The 2,085-nt window shown below is 68.8% G+C and carries 4 protein-coding genes and 1 pseudogene; 1 reads left to right on the plus strand and 4 read right to left on the minus strand.

Going from position 1 to position 2,085, the window contains the following annotated elements; translation table 11 throughout:
• Window positions 1-9: 9 nt before the first annotated feature.
• Window positions 10-684: a PAS domain-containing protein gene (locus AC2VNT_RS01895; RefSeq protein WP_486945244.1), complete on the plus strand. Its 675-nt coding sequence runs from the start codon at window positions 10-12 to the stop codon at window positions 682-684.
• Between the two features lie 126 nt (window positions 685-810).
• Here the strand turns inward: AC2VNT_RS01895 and AC2VNT_RS01900 are convergent.
• The 4 genes and pseudogenes from AC2VNT_RS01900 to AC2VNT_RS01915 all read right to left on the minus strand — a co-directional run.
• Window positions 811-1,032: pseudogene (locus tag AC2VNT_RS01900) on the minus strand (Rv3654c family TadE-like protein); the annotation flags it as partial.
• A gap of 34 nt (window positions 1,033-1,066) precedes the next feature.
• Window positions 1,067-1,366, minus strand: coding sequence for a TadE family type IV pilus minor pilin (locus AC2VNT_RS01905; RefSeq protein ID WP_486945245.1), 300 nt, complete (start codon window positions 1,364-1,366; stop codon window positions 1,067-1,069).
• Between the two features lie 23 nt (window positions 1,367-1,389).
• Complete coding sequence (locus AC2VNT_RS01910) at window positions 1,390-1,581, minus strand: DUF4244 domain-containing protein (RefSeq protein WP_486945246.1); 192 nt, start codon at window positions 1,579-1,581, stop codon at window positions 1,390-1,392.
• A 32-nt stretch (window positions 1,582-1,613) separates the two neighbouring features.
• Window positions 1,614-2,085 (minus strand): type II secretion system F family protein (locus AC2VNT_RS01915; RefSeq protein ID WP_486945247.1); only part of this gene is annotated, 472 nt, incomplete at its 5' end.

Below are 2,085 nucleotides of genomic sequence, written 5' to 3' on the forward strand. Positions count from 1 at the left end.
ACCGATACCGTGGAGTCGCTGGCCAACATGGGCCGTGAGGTCAAGCTCGATGATCCCGACGGGCGGGCGTTCGCCGAATGCTGGCCCTCGGGCGATCTCAAGGCCAATGAAGTCCGGGCCCTGGCCGCGGCGGTCAGATTCGAACCGGGTCACACCATGTGTGACACCTGGGACGGCCGGGATTGGCAAGGTAACCACATCCGGGTCAGCTTCGTTGCCCGCAATGCCCTCGAGGAAGGGCCCGACGGGCGCGAACACATGATCGCGCGGGGCATGAATTGGCGTGCCGAGCCCGCCGAGACACCGGCATCATCCGATCGGCTGGCCCAACAGATTCTGCACGGGATGGCCCTGCCGGGAGTGCACCGCGCGCTGTTCGATCCGCAGAGTTGGACGCTGCTGAAGTGGCTCGACGCGCCGTGCCCGTTCTACGACTGGCGCCGCATCACAGCCGACAGCCCGCGGATGCATCCCGACGACGAGGCCAGGGCTGCCGCGATGAACTCCGAGTTTGCCGCCGGCGGCTTCAGCGCCGTGCTGCGGATGCCCGCTCACGGCGGCGGGTGGGCGCCGGTCCACGTGACCGCCAACCGGGTGGAGATCGACACCGGCACGTTCGCCGGACTGGTCTCGCTGAGGCTGCCGACTCCAGCCGAACTCGCCGCAGCTGGACTGGCCGACTGACTGGACTGACCCCCGGCTGGACTGACCCCCGGCTGGACTGACCCCCGGCTGGACTGACCTCTGAGCCGGGCCCGCCCGGGCGGACGCCCGAGCCCTGCCCCATGCGCCCGCACCGACCTCGATGGTGACCACGACGTCGAGGTCTTCAACACCGCAGCCGGTCACATCGGCCTGCATCATGCGGGCCACCGCGCCGGCCCGTGCACACGATGCGTCGGACCCGGCCGGCACTCGCGCCGCGGCGGCCAGTGCAGCCAGGTCGGCCGCCGCCTGAGCGTGGTGCCGGGCGACCACAGCGGCGCCCAGGAACGCGCTGCCACCGGTGACGCTAAGCAGCACGACAACCATCGCGGCCGTGACGACGGTGACCGATCCCCGCTCGTTACTGTGGCTCGACTGCAGCCATCGCAGTGGCCGAGATGTGCAGGAGCTGAAGCAGATTCGACCTAGCTGTAACCGTCGCAACCACGAATCCACCGTCGTGGCGAAGCTGTACGCCGGCGCCACCGGGGGCGACTGCGCGGGCTGCCGCGATCGCCGACCGCTCATCACCGCGGGCCGCCAACCGGGCGGCCTCCCGTGCGGCGTCAATGCAGCAGACTTGCATTGCCAGCGCCGTGATGCCGGCCAGACAGAGCGACAGGACCGCGACCAGAGTCGCGACGCCGAACGCCGCTTCCACCGTGGCCGCGCCGGCATTGCCGGCTAGGCCTTGGTGTTCAGCGCGCGGGCGATGACGTTCGTCAGCGCCGAAACGATGGAATCGCCAGTGACGACGGCGTAGAGGACCGCCGCGAATGCCGCCGCCGCGATAGTGCCGATGGCATATTCTACGGTGGACATCCCTGACTCGTCGGCAACTACCAGCGTAAGTCGTACTGTCAATGCACGAAACATGTTGCTCTCTTTCCTTTTTCGACATGGCTTCCTCATATCAGGCCGGATTGCAGGAAGTCAGCGGCAAGGCCTGCAATCACCGGGACAACACCCAGACAGACAAATGCCGGCAGAAAGCACAGGCCCAACGGGCCGGCGATCAGCACGCCTGCCCGTTCTGCCTTGGCGGCGGCCGCATGAACCGCGTCCTGCCGGCACTGCTTAGCGAGCCCCGCCAACGCACCGGCCAATGCCACACCCGACACCGACGACCGCCGGGCCAACCGCAACAACGCGTCGATCTGCGGGTCAGCGGCGCCCATCGGCGTGGACCAGGCGACGGCCGGATCGGCGCCCAGCGCCAACAGGTCTGCTGCGCGACGCAATACCTGGGCCAACCGCGGGGGCGCCGATGGTGCGGTTGCTGCCGCGGCAGTCGACACCGCCATCCCGGCGGCCAGACAGACCGAGAGCACATCCAGGCTTGACGCCACCCCCAGTGGATCCACCCGGCCGCCGACCGCC

Source organism: Mycobacterium sp. TH-M15 (genome assembly GCF_057473705.1).